Origin of the sequence: Micromonospora sp. NPDC052213 (assembly GCF_040679695.1) — a bacterium.
Lineage (GTDB): Bacteria > Actinomycetota > Actinomycetes > Mycobacteriales > Micromonosporaceae > Micromonospora.
The window spans coordinates 47,576-64,307 of record NZ_JBFAVI010000005.1 but is presented as its reverse complement, the minus strand read 5'-3'; the positions used below and the strand labels follow the sequence as shown (position 1 = coordinate 64,307).

Sequence of the window (16,732 nt, the reverse complement as noted above, 5' to 3'; positions counted from 1 at the left end):
ATGCCATATTCATCCACCACCGTTTTATCGGATGCCGCCAAACCCTGCCCTACGCTGCGATGGTGACCCACTACGTGGACAGCGAAGTCGGCCGGCTCGGCACCGTGCTGCTGCACCGGCCCGGCGCGGAGCTCGCCCGGCTCACCCCACGCAACAACGACTCGCTGCTCTTCGACGCCATTCCCTGGGTGGGGCGCGCCCAGGAGGAACACGACGCCTTCGCCGCCGCCCTGCGCGAGCGCGGGATCGAGGTGCTCTACCTCGCCACCCTGCTGGCCGAGACGCTCGCCGTGACCGACGCGCGGGCCGAGCTGACCGAGGAGGTGCTGCGCTCGCCCCGGCTCGGCGACTCGCTGCGCGCCCGGGTCGCCGACCACCTCGCGTACCTCGACCCGGCCGCGCTCGCCGACGTGCTCATCGCCGGGCTGGCCCACGAGGAACTGCGGGTCAGCCGGGAACGGCCGGGCGGCCTGGTCTACACCCTGATGGACCGGCACGACTTCGTCATCGACCCGCTGCCCAACCTGCTCTTCACCCGGGACTCCTCGCTCTGGATCGGCGACCGGGTCGGGGTGACCAGCCTGGCGATGCCGGCCCGGCGGCGGGAGACCACGCTGACCGACGCGATCTACCGGCACCACCCGCGCTTCGCCGGCACCGAGTTCGTCTACCACCCCGAGCTGGAGCACCTGGAGGGCGGCGACGTGCTGCTGCTCGCGCCCGGGGTGCTGGCCGTCGGCGTGGGCGAGCGGACCACCCCGGCCGGCGCGGAACGCCTCGCCCGGCAGGTCTTCGCCGCCGGGCTGGCGCACACCATCCTCGTCGTGCCGATCGCCCAGGAGCGGGCGACCATGCACCTGGACACCGTCTGCACGATGGTGGACGTCGACGCCGTGCTGATGTATCCGAACATCGCCCACACCCTGTCGGCGTACACGGTGATCGCCGGGGCGGACGGGGAGGACCCGCGGGTGGACGGCCCGGCGCCGTTCCTGCGGGCCGCCGCCGACGCGATGGACCTGGCCCAGCTCCGGGTGATCGACACCGGCCTGGACCCGGTCACCGCGGAACGCGAGCAGTGGGACGACGGCAACAACACCCTCGCCCTCGCGCCCCGGCTCTGCGTGGGCTACGAGCGCAACACGGAGACCAACGCGCAACTGGAACGGGCCGGCATCGAGGTCATCCCGATCGCCGGCTCCGAACTCGGCTCCGGCCGGGGCGGGCCGCGCTGCATGTCCTGCCCCCTGGTCCGCGAGCCGCTCGGCGGGGGAGGAAGGGCCCTTCCGCACGTTTCCGGTGATGGAAGGCGCCCTTCCTGACCCCTCGGGCGTCGGCGGGCGGCCGGACGCCCCGCCGACGCCGGGAAGCGGGGCGGGGCCGGGGCTCAGCGCAGGGTGAGCTGGCGGCCGAGCAGGCCGTGCCGGGCGCGCCGGCCGGCGGCGTCCAGCGGGGCGGCGTCGGCGAGCGCCTCGGCGTACCGCTTGGCGAACTCGGTGACCGGCTGCTCCCAGTCGGCAGCCGGGACGTCCTCGGGCAGGTCCCAGACCGGCACCAGCCGGCCGTGCGCCCGGAACATGCCGGCGAACCGGGTGTTCTCGCCGAGCGTCAGCGTGCCGGCCACGCTCAGCCTGGCCAGCGCGTCCAGCGCGGCGTCCTCGTCGTCGGGCAGCACCCAGCGCACGTGCGCCTTCTCCGGCACCTGGCACCAGTACGCGGCCCGGGCGGCGGCGAGCCGGACGGTCGGGTAGATCGCGGCGTTCGCGCGTTCCAGGGACGCCTGCACGTTCGGGTCGTCACCGGCCCCCGGGTCGAGCCAGAACTCGAACCCGTCGTGCATCGTGATCTCCAGCGGACCGTCGACCAGGACGTCCTGCAGGCGGGGGCCCGGTCCGGGCAGCGGCGGCACGGCCACCGGGCGGCCCGGCTCGGCCCGCAGCGCGCAGAGCAGCGCCTCGGCCAGGTCCCGGGAGACGTCGCCGGACTGCTGGTGGCGCTGGAGCCCGACGAGGACCCGGCCGTCCGGCTTCGTCACGGCCGGGGCGGCCATCGGCAGCACGGTGGCGAGGACGACCTCGCGGTCACCGAACTCCTCGACCAGGGCGGGGGCGAGCCGCAGCGGCGCGGAGGCGGCCGGCACCAGCTCGCGCAGGGCGATCCACTCCGGCTCGTCGGTCAGCCCCTCGAACGGTCGGGGCACGAAGATGTCGCGCACCTTCTCCCGCTTGGGGGTGGCTTCGGCGGCCCGCTGGCTCTTTCGACGCTTGCTCACGGCGACACAGCCTAGAGGCCGCAGCCGGCCGGCGTGGGCAGGACCCGCCTGTCGGGGACGGTCAGCCGGCCACGGCCAGGTCCGACCGGGTGACGTCGACCGGGTCGAACTCGGCCCACACGCTCTGGCCCAGGCCGTCACGCTCGACGCCCCAGCGGTCGGCCAGCCCGGCGACGATGTGCAGGCCGCGGCCGTCGACGGCGTCCGTGTCGGCCATCCGCATCCGGGGGCCCGCGGCGGAGCCGCCGTCGGTGACCCGGAGCTGCACCTGCTGGCCGGCGGCGGAGCTGCGCAGTCGCCAGGCCACCCGGACCACCCCGCCGGGCAGCGGGTCGGCGTGCCGGACCGCGTTGCCGACCAGCTCGGCCAGGACCGCGACCAGGTCGGCCAGGAGCGGCGGGGGTACGACGCCGGTCAGCTCGTCGGCGAGCCGGTGCCGCGCCTGCCGTGCCCCCGTGGCGTGGTGGGGCACCACCACGCACCATGCCCGTTCGGCAGCTCCCGTCGACACCCTCGCCCCTTCACGCCCCGCCGCCCGTCGCCGGTACCCCGCGCGGCAGCCGCACCTCTGCGACCGTACCGCCACCGGCCCTCGGCCGGAGGAATACCCATCCATTCTGCTGTTCAACGATCCGGCGGACGAGATAGAGACCGAGACCGGCCCCGGGATAGCGGCGGCGGTCGCCCGACTCCCCCTGCCAGAACCGGTCGAACGCGCGTTCCACGTGCTCCGGCCGGATGCCGATGCCGCGGTCGCTGACCCGGAAGGAGACGGTCGCCCCGTCCGCGTCCGCGCTGATCTCGACGGGGGAGTCGGGCGGGGAGTACTTGCCGGCGTTCGTGCACAGCTCCGTCAGCACGGTGGCCAGGCTGGGCCGGTGACCGAGCGCCTTCGGCAGGTTGGCCGGGAGGCGGAGGACGAGCCGGTGCCGCAGCTCCGCCGGCAGGTCGGTCACCGTCGCGCGCAGCGCGTCGCCGAGGTCGTACGGGGCGGGCGGCTCGTCGCCCGGGCCCGGCTCGGCGGCGGCGGAGAGCAGCCGGTCGACCAGCCGGGCCAGCTCGTTGGCGCGCTGCCCGATGACCCGGGCCGCCTGCCGCCGGTCGGTCTCGGTCAGCGACTCCCAGTGGTCGGTGAGCGTGTCGGCGTAGCCCTTGATCACGGTCACCGGCGTACGCAGCTCGTGGCTGGTCACGGCGACGAAGAGGTCCCGGTCGTGGTCGCGCCGCTGCTGGTCGGTGACGTCGCGGAAGGTCACCACGTGCAGGGTGCCGGGGCCGGGCAGCTCCCCGGAGGTGATCTTGAGCCAGCGGCCGTCCGGCAGCCGGTGGTCGAGCACCTGCCCGGACGGCGGCAGCGGGAAGGGCAGCGGCCGGTTGAGCGCCTCGGCCGCGGAACGGCCGGTGACCTGGGCGGCGGCCGGGTTCCAGAGGCGCACGTGCCCGTCCTGGTCGACCACGGCCAGCCCGTCCGCCAGCGCCGCCACCACCGGGCCGTCGCCGTGCACCGGCAGCCCGGTCTGGTCGCCGTACATGTGGGCGATGCAGGAGGCGATGTAGCCCATCGCGTCGTGCCGGCCGGCGTCCCGCGTCCCGTCCTCGCCCGGGTAGAGCGCGTGCAGGCTGCCGACGGTCAGCCCGCCGATCTCCGCGCGGGCGACCACCATCCGGAGCAGGCCGCGTGCGGCCAGCTCGCCGGCGAGCCTGCCGGTGAGCCGGTCCGTCCGGACCTGGCGTACCCGGGTGCCGGAGAGCAGGCAGGCGACGGCCGGGTCGTCGGGCGGGACGGGCCGGCCGATGATCCACTCGACGGCGCCGGCGGCGGCGATCACCCGGCCACCGGTCGGCGCGAACTCGACGAAGGCCATGCCCGCCGCGTCGAGCGCGGGCCGGACCACCCGGAGCAGTTGGGTGAGGACGGGGACGCCGGCGCCGCCGGAGTTGATCGAGTCGATCACCGCGGTGTGGCCGGCGATGAGAGCGGAGAGGTCGGTGCGCTCCGGCATGCCCCGAGTGTGCCCCGGCGGTCGGATTCCGGACACCCCTGCCCGGCCGTATCCCGCCCACCGGTCCGGGCCGCCCGCGTCCGGCCGGGCGGGCCGGGGACGCGGTCCGGGCGCGCGGTCAGCGGCCCAGGTGGGCCAGCGTGTGCGCCGGCCGGTCGGTGATGATGCCGTCCACCCCGGCGGAGAGGACGAGGTCCAGGTCGGCCGGCTCGTTGACGGTCCACACGTAGACCTGGTTGCCCGCCGCCCGCAACGCGGGCACGAGTTGCGGGCGGGCCCGCACCAGCGCCACGCCGGGCCCGGCGATCCGGGCGCCGAAGGGCAGCCGCCCCGCCCGCAGCCAGGGCGGCAGCACCTCCAGCAGCAGCACCGTGGGCAGCGCGGGGGCCAGTTCCCGCGTCCGGCGTACGGCCAGCGCGGAGAACGACATGACGGTGACGCGTACCGGATCGTCCGGTTTCGGCTCGGCCAGGCCGTACCGGCGCAGCATCGCGACGAGCCGGCGCTCGACGTCGCCGCCGTAGCGGGAGGGGTGCTTGGTCTCCACGAGCAGCCGGACCGGCCGCCCGGCGGTGAGCACCGCGTCCAGCAGCCGCTCCAGGGTGAGCAGCCGGGTGTGCGACTCGTCCAGCACCTCGTCCCCGTCGGCGGGCACGCAGCGGGGGTGCCAGGAGCCGAAGTCCAGCGCCTCCAGCTCGGCGAGGGTACGCGTGCTCACCAGGCCCTGACCGTTGCTGGTGCGGTCGAGCCGGCGGTCGTGCACACAGACCAGGTGCCCGTCCCGGGTCAGCCGGACGTCGCACTCCAGCCCGTCCGCACCCTCGTCGAGGGCGCGTAGGTAGGCGGCGAGGGTGTGCTCGGGCAGGTCGTACGAGGAGCCGCGGTGCGCGAAGACCAGGGGTGCGCCCATCCCGCCCGCCTAGAGGACGTGGCCCGGCTGTCCGTTCCCGCCGACGACGGGTCTCCCGGCGGCGGCCCACTCGTCCATCCCGCCCGCGACGTTGCGCACCTGGTCCCAGCCGTTGCGCATCAGGTAGGCGACGACCTGGGCGGAGCGCCCGCCGGAGCGGCAGATGACGGCGACGTCGCGGTCGGCGGGCACCTCCGCGATCCGGGCCGGCAGCTCCATCATCGGCAGGTGGTGCGCGCCGGGAGCGTGGCCGGCGGCCCACTCGTCGTCCTCGCGGACGTCGAGCAGGTAGGTGTCGTCGGCGATCTCGGGCACGGTCACGGTGGGAACCTGGGGTCCGAACACGCGCCAAGCCTAGAACCTCGCCCGGCCGACCGTCGGCGGGCGGTCGGTGCTGCCGGGTGCGGCGAGGTGGGGGCGTCCCGCACGTCACAATCGGGTGACCCACCGGGGGTTGGCCCGGGCCCACTCCGGCACCCGGGTGCCGCGGACCGCCTCGAACAGCCCGTTCCCGCCGTTGTCGAGGACCACGTACGACACCTGGTCGATGGTCTGCGGGTGGGAGGGGACCTGCACGCCGCGCAGCGCGTCGGCCGGCAGGTCGCGCAGCGCGAGGACCAGGTCCTCCAGCGGTACGCCGTTGGTGTCCACGGTCAGCGAGCTGCCCACCGCCCGGATCACCTGGTCGAGCTTGACGGGATTGGTCCGCAGCGACGTCTCGTTCGTGCGCTCCAGCAGGGCCCGGAGCAGTTGCTGCTGGTGCGTCTGCCGGTCGTAGTCACCGCCGGGCAGGTCGTAGCGTTGGCGGACGTAGTCCAGCGCCTCGCCGCCGTCCATCTGCTGGCAGCCGGGGTGGAAGACCCGGTCGGTGTGGATCGAGCGGACCTCGGTGTCCACGCACATGCGTACCCCGCCGAGCAGGTCGATGACCTTGCGGAAGCCGGAGAAGTCGATCAGGGCGGCGCCGTCGAAGCGGATCCCGGTCAGCCGGGCCAGGGTGGCCGAGAGCAGTCGGGTGCCCGGCTCGCCACCCCCGCCGTGCTCGTACGCCGCGTTGATCTTGTCCTGCCCGCCGCCGAAGCCGTTGCCGGGCGGGATGGCGACCAGCAGGTCCCGGGGGACGGAGACGAGGTACGCCTCGCGCCCGCCGGCGGGCACGTGCACGATGAGGATACTGTCCGACCGGCGGTCCGCCGCGCTGCCGCTCTGCCACCGGTCGGTCCCCACGAGCAGGTAGTTCAGCGGCCCGTGGGGGTCGGTCCGGTCCCGCCGGGCGGTGGGGTCGAGCAACTGCTCCCGCACCACGGTGCGCTCGTACCGGTCGCCGAGCACCCGGAGGCCGACCACGGCGAGCCCGGCCAGCAGCACCACGGCCAGGCCGAGGCCGAGCAGGACGCGGGGCCAGCGGGCGCGGCGCGGCCGGGCGGCCCGGGCGTCGGCCCCGGTCCGTGCCCGACCGTCGCGCGCCGATCTGGACGTGACCCCTCCCCGCGGCCGTACGTGAATCTCTCTCACGTCAGGCTACGGGCGGCTCCGTGGTCCCGGGCCGCTTCACCGAGTTTGCCCGGCCGCCCCGCTCGCGGGCCGGGCAGGGCCGGCGCTATGTGCGGCTGGATATCACCTGAGGGTTGGCGAAGACGAACTCGGCCAGCTTGTCCTGCTTGACCGCGTGGAACATGTCCAGCGTCTCCTGGCTCAGCGTCTCCCGGCTGCCGTCGCCGTGGAAGGTGCCGCCGTTGGTCTTCAGCATGACCAGGTCGTTGCCGGTGACGCCGCGCATCGTGAAGACGAAGTCGGCGACGGGCACCCCGCCGACGTCGAGGATGAACGCCTTGCCGGCCGCCGTGATCAGCTCGTTCAGCTTGAGCGGGTTGGTCAGCGTGCCGTTCTGCGTGGCCTTCTTCGCCATCGCCTTGATGAGCTGCTGCTGGTTCTGCTGGCGGTCGTAGTCGCCGTTCTTCAGAGTCTTGCGCTGGCGGGAGTAGTCCAGCGCCTCCCAACCCTCCATCTCCCGGCAGCCCTTCTTGTGCACCACGGGCTTCATCGGCTTGCCGGTCTTCTTGGCGTCCGCGTTCCACATCGGCTTGCCGTCGACGTACGACATGTGGATCGACTGGACCTCCTGGCTGACGCAGATGCGAACCGAGCCGAGGGTTTCGATGATGTTCTTGAAGCCGCCGAAGTTGATGATCGCGGCGCCGTCGAAGCTGATCCCGGTCATCTTCTTGATCGTCTGTGCCATCAACTGCGCGCCGCCCTCCCAGCCGCCGCCGTTGCGGGCGCCGGCCTGGAACGCGGCGTTGATCTTGTCGACCCCGCCGGAGTAGCCGCTCTTCTTGAAGGCCGGGATCTGGGCCTCCGTGTCGCGCGGGATCGAGATCAGGTACGCCTGGTCGTGCGTCGCGGGAATGTGCAGCACGATGATGCTGTCCGCCCGGACGTCGTCGGCGGCCCACCGCTCCCGGGCGTCCACGCCGAGGAGCAGCATGTCGATCGGGCCGTCCAGGTTGGCACCGCCCTCGGCGTCCGACTTGCCCGCGTCACCCAGCAGGTTGCGCTGGGCGATGTTGCCGGTGGCCTTGCTGATCAGGGCCTTGCTACCGACGATCGCGACGCCGCTGGTCATCATCAGCACGGCGCCGAGGATTAGGGTGAGTCGGGCCCAGAGCGGGTCCTTGCGGCGCGACCGCTTCTTCGCGGGCCGGCCGCCTGTCTTTCCGCCCTTTCCGGGCTGGGTCGGGGTGGTCGTGGCGGCCCGCGCCGGGCCGCCGGAGGACTCCAGCGCCGGAGGGCGACGGCTGGTCTGAACCGGCATGCGTGCTCCAGCTCGCGTGATCAGGGGGCGGGATCACTGTACGGACGCTTTCCCGTCCTGGGTAGTTCGTCGGGACGTCAATTGGCGTTCTCCCCGCCGCCATCCAGCAAAACTGTCCAAACGTCCAGATCGATACGACCGGTCGGCCGTTGGCTCACAGGAAACGCGACGCCGGCCCCCGACCCGCGATGACGTCCGTCGATCACGGTAGGGGCCGGCGTCGATGCGGAGCGGGTCAGTTCCCGGTGCCGTCGGCCTTCTGGTTGGCCTTCACCCACGCGGTCATGGTGTCGGCGGACATCGCCTTGTACATGGCCAGCGCCTTCTCCTTGTCCGAGACCACCACGGATTCCCCGTTGATGGTCTGGCTGCCGACGTGCGGGCTGGTCACGAAGGTGAGGTTCTCGCCCCGCAGGTTGCGGAACTGCACCGCCATGTCGACCAGCGAGAAGCCCTCGTCGACGGTGACCGCGGCGGTCACCGACTTGAGGAAGTCGTTCAGCTTCTTCGGATTGGTCAGCGTGCCCGTGCTCGCCGCCTTGTCCATCAGCGCGCGGAGGAACTCCTGCTGGTGGCGCATCCGGGCGAAGTCGCCGTCCGGGAACTGCTTGCGCTGCCGGATCCAGTCCAGCGCCTCGGCGCCGTCCATGTGGTTGGTGCCCTTGGTGAAGGTCCGGTACGGCTTGTGGATCGAGGTGATGGTCCGTTCGACCTTCAGGTCGACGCCGCCCAGGGCGTCGGTGACCTGCTTGAAGCCGGCGAAGTCGATCGCCATCACGTGGTCGAGCCGCACGTCGGTGAAGCACTCCACCGTCCGGACGGCCAGTGGCAGCCCGCCGAACGCGAACGCCGCGTTGATCTTCCCGCGCTGGCCGGAGCCGCACTCCGCGTTGGCGCCTTCGGGGATCGGCACGTAGAGGTCGCGGGGGATGGAGACCAGATAGGCCTGCTGGTGGTCGGACGGGATGTGCATCACGATGATCGTGTCGGCCCGCCACTTGCTGGACTGATCCACCGGGGCGTCCGGGTCCCGCGAGTCGCTGCCGACCAGCAGGATGTTCAGCGCGCCGTCCACCGCCTTGGCCGGCCGGCCGCCGGTGATCTCGGAGAACGGGTCGGTGCGGGCCAGGTCGTCGTTCAGGCTCCGGGCGTAGAACCAGGCGCCGGCCCCGCCCAGGAGCGCGAGCACCAGCACGGCGACGCCGGCCACCAGGCCGATCCGGCCCCACCGGGGACGCGCGCCGCGCCGCCCCGGGCGGTAGGGGCCGCCGGGACCGCCCGGTCCGCCCGGTCCGCCGGGGCCACCCGGACCCGACGGGCCACCCGGGCCGCCGGACCGCGCCTCGTCCGGCGACGGGTACCAGCGGGCCTCGGCCGGCCGGGCGCGACCCGCGGTGTCCCGGCCGGAGCCGGGCACCGACGCGCGCCCGGCGCTGCGGTGCAGGTACGGGAGCGGGACACCGGCGGGCGTGGTCGCTGACATGTAACTCAGGGTACGTACGACCGGCCACTGTCGCCTCCAGGCGAAGCCGGCGTTTGTCGGCGTCGCCCGGGCGGTCGGTTACCCTAGCCGCTCGCGGAAGTACTCGATCGTGCGCCGGAGGCCGTCTTCGGGCGCCACGGTCGGCTCGTAGCCGAGCAGTTCACGGGCGAGGGTCAGGTCGGGGCGGCGCATCTCCGGGTCGTCGGCGCTGCGCGTGATGTAGGTCACCTCGGAGCTGCTGCCGCAGAGGGACACGATCGTCTCGGCGAGTTGCCGCATGCTCATCTCGTGCTCGGTGCCGCAGTTGATCGGCCCCGTCTCGCGGGAGTCGAGCAGCAGCAGGATCCCGCGGACCAGGTCCGCCACGTAGCAGATCGAGCGGGTCTGGTTGCCGGTGCCGTGCACGGTGATCGGCTCCCCGCGCAGCGCCTGGGAGATGAACGTCGGGATGGCGCGGCCGTCGTCCGGCCGCATCCGGGGGCCGTACGTGTTGAAGATCCGGACGATCGCGGCGTCCAGCCCACGGCTGCGGTGGTAGGCCATGGTGGCCGCCTCGGAGAAGCGCTTCGCCTCGTCGTAGACGCTGCGGATGCCGATCGGGTTGACGTTGCCCCAGTACGTCTCGCGCTGCGGGTGCTCCTTCGGGTCCCCGTACGCCTCCGAGGTGGAGGCCATCAGGAACCGGGCGCCGTCGGCGACCGCGCGGTCCAGCAGGTGCAGGGTGCCCACCGACCCGACCCGGAGGATCTCCACCGGCAGCTTCTCGAAATCCGTCGGGCTCGCCGGGGAGGCCATGTGCAGGATGGCGTCGAACCGCTCGGCCATGGCCGGGTGGTGGGTCGGCAGTCCGTCGGAGATGTCGGCCTCGACCAGCGTGAACCTCGGCTCGTCCGCCAGGTGGGCGACGTTCTCCTTGGACCCGGTGACGAAGTTGTCCAGGGCGACCACCGTGCAGCCGCGGGCGATCAGCGCGTCGACCAGGTGCGACGGTACGAAACCGGCGCCGCCGGTGACGAGGACACGGTGACCGCTTCCGAAGCGCGCAGCAACGTTCATGCCGGTCAGCCTACCCATCGCCCCGGTCCCGCACCGGGCGTGGCGGGAGGGCCCCCGGCGCCGGGGACCCCTCCGTCGGGTGGGTCAGTGGGCACCGGCGCCGGTGAGTGCGCGCACCTCCAACTCGGCGTACTTCTCCTCGTCGTGTTCCGTCGAGATCATGGTCCCGATCCAGCCGCACAGGAAGCCGAACGGGATGGAGAGGATGCCCGGGTTGGACAGCGGGAACCACTGCCAGTCATGGTTCGGGAACATCGCGGTGGGTGCCCCCGAGACCACCGGCGAGAAGAACACCAGCAGGACGGCGGAGAGCAGGCCGCCGTAGATGGCCCAGACCGCGCCCGAGGTGTTGAACCGCTTCCAGAACAGGCTGTAGAGGATCGCCGGCAGGTTGCCCGAGGCGGCCACCGCGAAGGCGAGCGCCACCAGGAAGGCCACGTTCAGATTCTGCGCGTAGATCGACAGGACGATCGAGATCGCGCCGATCACCAGGGCGGAGACGCGGGCGACCCGCACCTCCTGCCGCTCCGACGCCGCCCCGTTCCTGATCACGTTGGCGTAGAAGTCGTGCGCCAGACTCGACGAGGAGGCGAGGGTCAGGCCGGCCACCACGGCCAGGATGGTGGCGAAGGCGACCGCCGCGATGATCGCCAGGAGGGTCGCCCCGCCCAGGTCGCCGCCGAGGAAGTCGATGCCGAGCGCCTCGGCGAGCTGCGGCGCGGCCGTGTTGCCCGCCTTGTCCTGTGCCGTGATCGCCTCGCCGCCCACCAGCGCCGCGGCGCCGAAGCCGAGCGCCAGGGTCAGCAGGTAGAAGGTGCCGATGATGCCGATCGCCCAGAGCACGCTCTTGCGGGCCGCCTTGGCGGTCGGGACGGTGTAGAACCGGATCAGGATGTGCGGCAGACCGGCCGTGCCGAGCACCAGCGCGATGCCGAGCGAGAGCAGGTCCATCTTGCTGTAGAAGGTCTTCAGCGCGTCGCCGGGCGTGTCGACGCCGTACCGCAGCCCGGGTTCCAGGAAGGCGCTCCCCTTGCCGGAGGCGGCGGCGGCATCGCCGAGCAGCGACGACAGGTTGAACTTGTAGTGCGCCAGCACCAGCACGGTCATCACCAGCGCGCCGCCCATGAGCAGGAACGCCTTGACGATCTGCACGTAGGTGGTGCCCTTCATGCCGCCCACCGTGACGTAGATGATCATCAGGGCGCCGACCATGATGATGGTGGCGACCTTGGCGGTGTCCGCGTCCATGCCGAGGAAGGTGGTGCCCGGCTTGATGCCGAGCAGCAACGCGACCAGCGCGCCCGCGCCCACCATCTGGGCCAGCAGGTAGAAGATCGACACGGTGATGGTGGAGACCGCCGCGGCGGTACGCACTGGGCGCTGGCGCATCCGGAAGGCCAGCACGTCGGCCATCGTGTAGCGGCCGGAGTTCCGCAGCAGCTCCGCGACCAGCAGCAGGGCCACCAGCCAGGCGACCAGGAAGCCGATCGAGTAGAGGAAGCCGTCGTAGCCGTAGAGGGCGATGATGCCGGCGATGCCGAGGAACGAGGCGGCCGACATGTAGTCGCCGCCGATCGCCATGCCGTTCTGGAAGCCGGAGAAGGACCGCCCGCCGGCGTAGAAGTCGGTGGCGGTCTTGGTCTGCCGGCTGGCCCAGATGGTGATGGCCAGGGTCACCGCCACGAAGACCAGGAACAGGGTGATGGTGAGGTTGCGGGCCGTGGTGCTGCCCGCCTCAGCCGCGAGGACCGTGTTCATGCGTCACCTCCCCGATCTCGGCGCGGATCCGGTCGGCGACCGGATCGATCCTCCGGTCGGCGAACCGGGAGTAGAGCCAGGCGATCACGAAGGTGGAGACGAACTGGAGCAGGCCGAAGACGAGGGCGACGTTGATGTTGCTGCCGAACAGCTTCGTGCCCATGAAGTCCCGCGCGTACGCGGACAGGATCACGTAGAGCGCGTACCACAGGAAGAAGGCGACGGTCATCGGGAAGACGAAGCCGCGCAGCGCGCGGCGCAACCCGGCGAACTCGTCCGACCGCTGTACGGCGAGGTACCGGTCCGCCGCTGACGCGGAGGGCGCGGACGCGGGTGTGTCCGTGGACATTTGTGGATCACCACCTTCACAGGCGTCGGGGTTTTCGCGCACGGTAGAAAGCGCGCTCCCCGCCGGGGAAGGCTGAGATCGACGCCGGTCGGCGGCTGCGCCGAACGGCACGGTGGCTGCGCCGAGTGACGCAGCTCACTCCGCTGAACGGTCGTCGGGGTCGAACCACCGGTCCGACCCCGGTCCCGTCTCCGGCCCGGTGGTCGCCGGTCACGACGGGCCACGAAACCGGTGGCCCGGGCCGGATGCTCCGCAGCCAGTCGTCCGGGACGTGCCGGTCCTCGTCAGGTCAGCTCGCGGTACCGGCCCCGGTAGTGCAGCAGCGGATCCGTCTCCCCGGTCAGCTCGACGGCTTCGATGGTGGCCTCCACCAGCAGGCCCCAGCCGTACTCGCGGGCGGCGTCGAGCCGGCATCCCGCCCAGCCCCCGGCGTCGGTCGGCACCGGACCGTAGGGCGTGTCGGTCCACGCCCCGGTGGCGAAGAGACCGCCCGGCGACGGGAAGAGGCCGGCGAACCGGTCGGCGAGCTGCCGGTGCGCCGGGTTCAGCGGGGTCACCGCGAAGCGGCCGGCGGACTCGACCGCCGCCCACAGGTCCGACTCCGGGTCGACCAGGCCGAGCAGCCGGTCCGGCTCGCCCTCCGCCACCAGCGTCGACGACACCGTCAGGCCCGCCGGCCCGGGCGCCGTCCAGAGGGTCACCGGCGAGGCCAGCCGGCCCCGCAGCCGGCGTACGGGGGAGCGCTGCCCGGCGGGCACGGCGAACGGGTCGGTGTGGTGGATCTCGGCGCCCGGCTCATGATTCACGTGAAACATTGTGCCGCCCCCCGCTCCCGCCGGGGCCGTTCCGCCCGCCCCCTGCTCGCCCTGGCTCAGCCCGGTCGGCCGGGCCAGGCCGGGTCGCCCGGATGATCAGTTGATGGAGAACCGGTGCCCAGCGCCGTCTGCGCCTGGTTTTCCGCCAACTGATCATCGCCGGTCGGGCAGGTCGGTCGGGCACTCCTGATTCGGGCCGAGGCGTACCTCTGCTGCTCAGTCGTCGGTGAGGGCGCGGCGGGCGGCGGCCAGCACCTCGGGGTCGGTGCAGCCGGCGGCGTAACCGGCGATCCGGCGGCGGATGTCCCGGCGGAGCAGCCAGACCCCGATCCGGTCGGCGACCGGACGTAGGAACGCCGGACGGCAGCGGAAGCTGTACCGCCAGGTGGCGACCGTGAACCCCGGCTCGGACGCGGGCGCGAAGCGCCACCCGCCGGCGAACATCTCGAAGAACCACGGGCCACTCACCATCTTCATGCCGACGTGGCTCGGCGGCGCCCAGGAGACGTACTCGCTGACCATGGTCAGCCCGTGCCGGGAGCGGGTGAAGGTGCGAACGCCCTTGCCGGGGCGGGTCGCCCCGCCGACGAGTCGCTGCTCGCGGACGAACGGGTCCCAGCGGTAGCGCACCGGCGCGGTGGTCTGCGAGACCGCGAAGGCCAACTCGGGTGGCACCGGCACGGTCGCCACCGCCTCGACGACGGGCATCCGGCCATTGTGCCGCCGCCCGGCAAGCCCCCGGCGCGGGCGGCGCGGCTCTGCCCGGCACACCGTGTGGGTGCTGCGGGTCGCGGCCAGACGGTGTCGGTTCTCAGCGGCGCGGGGTCACCGTGGCGAGCAGTTCGGGCATGCGGCGGTCCAGCACGTCGCCGGCCAGGTACGCGCCGAGCAGCGCGGCGCCCAGCCCGTACGCCGCGCCGACCGGCAGGGCCAGCCAGAGCCAGACGTCGCCGAGCAGCCCGGCGGCCACCACCATCGGCACCGCGGCGACCGCCGAGGCGAGCATGGACAGCAGGGTGAGGAAGCTCTTCGCCACCCCGGCGCCGCTGTTCAGCGCGAACGGGTTGCTCGTCTCCGGCAGCGAGTACGCCCCGAGCACCGAGACGAAGGTGTTGACGGCGAGCCCCGCGCCGTAGGTGGCGATCAGGGTGCCCGCCATCAGCCCGATCCAGCCGGGCTCGCCGAGGACCACCGCCACCACCACGGAGATCACCGCCAGCATCGGCAGCAGGTAGATCGAGAACGCGGCCATCCGGGCGCGCAGCTCCACCTGCCCCGGCACGCCCGCCACCACGTTCGCGGCGTACGCGCTGCCGTCGAAGCCGAACTGGTTGGCCAGCGTGACCGCGGCGAGCAGGCCCACGAAGAGCATCGACACGGTGACCAGCACCGGCGACGCCGTGTCGGGGACGCTGAACCCCTGCTCCGCCCCCACGCTGAAGCCCGAGCCGCCGAGGTTGACCATGACCGGCACGAAGAGGCCGACGACCGCGACGGTGATCAGGTTGGCCCGCCGCCGGGCGTCCCGCCACCAGTAGCGGACGTCCCGGGCGACCAGCGCGCCGAACCGGTCCCGGCGGGCCCAGCCGACCGCGCGCGGGAAGAGCTGGGCGACCGCCCCGCCGGCCACGCCGCGTCGGTCCCGGGCCGGGCCGGCGCTGGCCGCGCCCACCATGGCCGACTCGAGCGAGCGGGACCACCAGGCCAACAGCGCGACGATCGCCGCCGCCGTGATCAGCAGCTTCACCGGGGCGGCCCAGGCGCGGCCCTCGGCCACGTCGATGCCGGCCGTCCAGGGGGCGCCGAACGGCGTCCAGCCGACCACCTCGGCCACGCCGTCGAGCCGGTCCCAGTCCGCGTCCCCGAGGGCGGCGACGCCCGCGAGCTGCAACGGGCCGAGCAGCGCGGCGAGCACGGCGAGCAGCACGGCGGCCAGGTCACGGACCCGGCGGGACCGCAGCGCCGTGGCGAACGCGCTGGTGACCGCCCGGGCCCCCGCGACGCAGAGCAGAAGCCCGGCGACCACCCCGACCGACATCACCGCGGCGGCGGACCAGCCGCCCAGCGCCCCGGCGGTGACCACCAGCCCGGAGAGGGCCAGCAGCACCGCGAGCGTGGGGACGCTGACGAAGGCGGCGGCGAACAGGCCGGTGACCAGCGTGCGGCGGGGCAGCGGCAGCAACGCGAACCGGGCCGGGTCCAGCGTCTCGTCCACCCCGAAGAAGACCAGCGGCAGCAGCAGCCAGCCGAGCACGGCCAAGCCGCCGCCGAGGGAGGCGACCATCAGCGCGTAGCGGCCCCCGTCGGCCAGGCCGGGCGCGGCGAAGAGGAAGAAGCCGGTGCCGCCGAGCCAGAGGCCGGCCAGCACACCGGCCACGAAGAGGCCGACCCGCCAGCCCTGGCCCCGGAAGTTGTTGCCCATCACCCGCAGCTTCAGCCGGACGAAGTGCCGGGCGGAGACCCGTCGGACCGCCGTCGCCGGGCTGGTCGGGTGCGTCACCGCGACAGCCACGCCAGCTCCTCACCGGTCGCCGTGCGGCCGCCGACCACCTCGACGAAGACCTGCTCCAGCGGCCGGCCACCGCGCACCTCGTCGATGGTGCCGACCCGCTTGATGGTGCCCGCCGCCAGGATCGCCACGTGTGAGCAGAGCCGCTCGACGACCTCCATGACGTGGCTGGAGAAGACGACCGTCCCGCCCCCGGTCACGTACCGGTGCAGGATGTCCCGGATCAGCGCGGCCGAGACCGGGTCGACCGCCTCGAAGGGCTCGTCCAGCACGAGCAGCCGGGGCCCGTGCAGCAGCGCGCAGGCCAGGCCGATCTTCTTCTTCATGCCGGCCGAGTAGTCGACCACCAGGGTCCGCCCGGCGTCGCCGAGCGCGAGCACGTCCAGCAGCTCCGCCGCCCGCTGGTCGACCACCGCCGGGTCCATGCCGCGCAGCAGGCCGTGGTACGCGAGCAGCTCCGCGCCGCTGAGCCGGTCGAAGAGGCGTACGCCGTCCGGCATCACGCCGAGCAACTGCTTCGCGGCCACCGGGTCGGCCCAGACGTCGTGCCCCAGCACCCACGCCCCACCGGCGTCGGGCCGGAGCAGGCCGACCGCCATGGACAGGGTGGTCGTCTTGCCGGCGCCGTTCGGGCCGAGCAGGCCGTAGAAGGAACCGGCCGGGACGTCGAGGTCGACACCGGCCACCGCGACCTTGCCGTCGAACTGTTTGGCCAGGCCACGGAGGGAGAGAGCCGGGTGCTCAGCAGTCATGGGTCCGACC

15 protein-coding genes and 1 pseudogene are annotated in these 16,732 nt (G+C 73.0%); 1 reads left to right on the top strand and 15 read right to left on the bottom strand.

Features of this window, described 5'->3' with window-relative positions; all coding sequences use genetic code 11:
- Window positions 1-59 precede the first annotated feature (59 nt).
- On the top strand, window positions 60-1,322 hold the full coding sequence (locus AB0L34_RS02765) for an arginine deiminase (RefSeq protein ID WP_363701296.1): 1,263 nt from the start codon (window positions 60-62) through the stop codon (window positions 1,320-1,322).
- Window positions 1,323-1,387: 65 nt separating this feature from the next.
- Here the strand turns inward: AB0L34_RS02765 and AB0L34_RS02760 are convergent, their stop codons facing one another.
- The 15 genes and pseudogenes from AB0L34_RS02760 to AB0L34_RS02690 form a co-directional block, all read right to left on the bottom strand.
- Window positions 1,388-2,272 (bottom strand): DUF5926 family protein, encoded by an 885-nt coding sequence (locus AB0L34_RS02760; RefSeq protein ID WP_357450465.1) that lies wholly within the window; start codon window positions 2,270-2,272, stop codon window positions 1,388-1,390.
- Window positions 2,273-2,333: 61 nt separating this feature from the next.
- Window positions 2,334-2,750 carry an ATP-binding protein gene (locus tag AB0L34_RS02755; protein WP_363701366.1) on the bottom strand — a complete coding sequence of 139 codons (417 nt, stop codon included), beginning with the start codon at window positions 2,748-2,750 and terminating at the stop codon, window positions 2,334-2,336.
- A gap of 43 nt (window positions 2,751-2,793) precedes the next feature.
- Window positions 2,794-4,275, bottom strand: coding sequence for an ATP-binding protein (locus AB0L34_RS02750; protein ID WP_363701294.1), 1,482 nt, complete (start codon window positions 4,273-4,275; stop codon window positions 2,794-2,796).
- A 118-nt stretch (window positions 4,276-4,393) separates the two neighbouring features.
- Window positions 4,394-5,185 carry a glycerophosphodiester phosphodiesterase family protein gene (locus AB0L34_RS02745; protein WP_363701292.1) on the bottom strand — a complete coding sequence of 264 codons (792 nt, stop codon included), beginning with the start codon at window positions 5,183-5,185 and terminating at the stop codon, window positions 4,394-4,396.
- Window positions 5,186-5,194: 9 nt separating this feature from the next.
- Window positions 5,195-5,530 carry a rhodanese-like domain-containing protein gene (locus AB0L34_RS02740; protein WP_350702586.1) on the bottom strand — a complete coding sequence of 112 codons (336 nt, stop codon included), beginning with the start codon at window positions 5,528-5,530 and terminating at the stop codon, window positions 5,195-5,197.
- Window positions 5,531-5,614: 84 nt separating this feature from the next.
- The gene (locus AB0L34_RS02735; protein ID WP_363701364.1) at window positions 5,615-6,553 is read right to left on the bottom strand and encodes an LCP family protein; all 939 of its coding nucleotides are present in this window, start codon (window positions 6,551-6,553) and stop codon (window positions 5,615-5,617) included.
- Between the two features lie 232 nt (window positions 6,554-6,785).
- Window positions 6,786-8,000: an LCP family protein gene (locus AB0L34_RS02730; protein ID WP_363701290.1), complete on the bottom strand. Its 1,215-nt coding sequence runs from the start codon at window positions 7,998-8,000 to the stop codon at window positions 6,786-6,788.
- Window positions 8,001-8,235: 235 nt separating this feature from the next.
- A complete protein-coding gene (locus AB0L34_RS02725) occupies window positions 8,236-9,483 on the bottom strand; it encodes an LCP family protein (protein ID WP_363701288.1) in 1,248 nt (415 codons plus the stop codon).
- Between the two features lie 78 nt (window positions 9,484-9,561).
- The gene (locus tag AB0L34_RS02720) at window positions 9,562-10,539 is read right to left on the bottom strand and encodes a UDP-glucuronic acid decarboxylase family protein (RefSeq protein WP_357450479.1); all 978 of its coding nucleotides are present in this window, start codon (window positions 10,537-10,539) and stop codon (window positions 9,562-9,564) included.
- An 84-nt stretch (window positions 10,540-10,623) separates the two neighbouring features.
- Entirely contained in the window at window positions 10,624-12,297 is a 1,674-nt protein-coding gene (locus AB0L34_RS02715) for a cation acetate symporter (RefSeq protein WP_363701286.1), read from the bottom strand.
- Window positions 12,275-12,646 carry a DUF485 domain-containing protein gene (locus tag AB0L34_RS02710; protein WP_350702596.1) on the bottom strand — a complete coding sequence of 124 codons (372 nt, stop codon included), beginning with the start codon at window positions 12,644-12,646 and terminating at the stop codon, window positions 12,275-12,277. The genes AB0L34_RS02715 and AB0L34_RS02710 overlap by 23 nt, the downstream gene beginning before the upstream one ends.
- A 284-nt stretch (window positions 12,647-12,930) precedes the next feature.
- A pseudogene (locus AB0L34_RS02705) lies at window positions 12,931-13,461 on the bottom strand (flavin reductase family protein); the annotation flags it as partial.
- Window positions 13,462-13,677: 216 nt separating this feature from the next.
- Window positions 13,678-14,169 (bottom strand): SRPBCC family protein, encoded by a 492-nt coding sequence (locus tag AB0L34_RS02700; protein ID WP_363701285.1) that lies wholly within the window; start codon window positions 14,167-14,169, stop codon window positions 13,678-13,680.
- A gap of 103 nt (window positions 14,170-14,272) precedes the next feature.
- The gene (locus AB0L34_RS02695; RefSeq protein ID WP_363701284.1) at window positions 14,273-15,973 is read right to left on the bottom strand and encodes an ABC transporter permease; all 1,701 of its coding nucleotides are present in this window, start codon (window positions 15,971-15,973) and stop codon (window positions 14,273-14,275) included.
- Entirely contained in the window at window positions 15,958-16,722 is a 765-nt protein-coding gene (locus tag AB0L34_RS02690) for an ABC transporter ATP-binding protein (RefSeq protein WP_350702602.1), read from the bottom strand. The genes AB0L34_RS02695 and AB0L34_RS02690 overlap by 16 nt, the downstream gene beginning before the upstream one ends.
- Between the last annotated feature and the right edge of the window lie 10 nt (window positions 16,723-16,732).